General features: G+C 70.2%; 2 protein-coding genes and 1 pseudogene. All 3 read right to left on the reverse strand.

What is annotated here, in order from left to right; all coding sequences use genetic code 11:
- On the reverse strand, positions 1-224 hold a 224-nt coding region (locus ABD211_RS34010; protein ID WP_425560589.1), incomplete at its 3' end, for a cellulose binding domain-containing protein.
- A 7-nt stretch (positions 225-231) separates the two neighbouring features.
- On the reverse strand, positions 232-483 hold the full coding sequence (locus tag ABD211_RS34015; RefSeq protein ID WP_425560591.1) for a pentapeptide repeat-containing protein: 252 nt from the start codon (positions 481-483) through the stop codon (positions 232-234).
- A 377-nt stretch (positions 484-860) separates the two neighbouring features.
- Positions 861-1160, reverse strand: a pseudogene (locus ABD211_RS34020) (cellulose binding domain-containing protein); the annotation flags it as partial.
- Positions 1161-1245: the final 85 nt, after the last annotated feature.

Consider the following 1245-nt stretch of genomic DNA (forward strand, 5'->3'; position numbering starts at 1 on the left):
GGGCTGGTGCAGGTCGGCGACGGGGTCGACGGTGAACCGCTGCCCAGGAAGCCGAACGTGGTCGACCCGGACGCCGGCACTGAGCCGTTGTACGAGACGTTGCGGATCGAGACGTTCGAGCCACTCGTGGTGAGCGTGCCGTTCCACACCTGGGTGATGGTCTGGCCGCTACCGAGGGTCCATCCCACGGTCCAACCGTTGATCGCGGAGCTGCCGGCCCTCACGGTGACCTCACCCTGGAACCCGCCGGGCCACGAGTTGACGGTGCGGTAGCTCGCGGCGCAGGCCCCACCGGGCCCCGACGAGGTCGGCGGTGCGGAGGTGGGCGCGGTCGAGGTCGGTGGTGCGGAGGTCGGCGGCGCGGAGGTCGGCGCGGCCGAGGTGGGCGGTGCGGAGCTCGGGGCGGCCGAGGTCGGCCGCGTGGAGGTCGGCGGGGCCGACGTTGGCGGGGTGGTGCTCGTGAACTGGCTGATGAAGGTCCAGGCCTCACCGGAGACCCAGGTCCGGGTGCCGCTGGCGGACGTTGACCCGTCCACGGGGTTGGGGACGTGGTCGCCGTCGAACGCGGCCCATTGGACCGGGTATCCGGCCCGGCAGCCCGAGTACAGGGTGGTGATGTGGGTCAGGCTGTTCTGGCCCGGCTCGCGCGGGCTCTGGGAGGTGCATCCGTTGTTGCGTACGAACGTGTCGCGCAGCGTGCGCCCGTTGGAGATGTTCAGGACGCTGTCGCGGGTGCCGTGGATGCCGAAGTACGCGACAGGCTGCGTCCCGCCGTTGCACCCGCTCAGTTGCGCGCCGGAGAGGACGACCACGGCGCGGAAGACCGCCGGTCGGGCGCAGGCGAGGGCGTAACTCATGGCGCCGCCGTAGCTCCAGCCCATCGCGAACACCAGCGACGTGTCGACACACAGACCGTTCTGCACCACCTGGGTCACGGCGTCGATGAACGTCAGGTCCTGGCCGTTGCTGTTGGCCCAGCCGGCGTTGATGCCCTGGGGCGCCACGAAGATGGTGCTGTTGTTGGACAGTTGCTTCTGTCCGTAGAACGCCCAGGTCGCTCCGTCGGAGCCGCCGGTGGCGACGTCGTTGGCGCTGCCGTTCAGCCAGTGCAGACCGAAGATCAGGCGGTACGGGCGGTTGCGGTCGTAGTTGCTCGGCACGCTCAGGATGTAGGTGCGGTTCTGGCCGCCGCTCTGGATCGTGTAGGTGCCGCTCGCCAGCGGGGCCTTGCCACAGCCGGCGGTC

The organism is Luedemannella flava, from assembly GCF_039528515.1.
GTDB classification, from domain to species: Bacteria; Actinomycetota; Actinomycetes; order Mycobacteriales; family Micromonosporaceae; genus Luedemannella; species Luedemannella flava.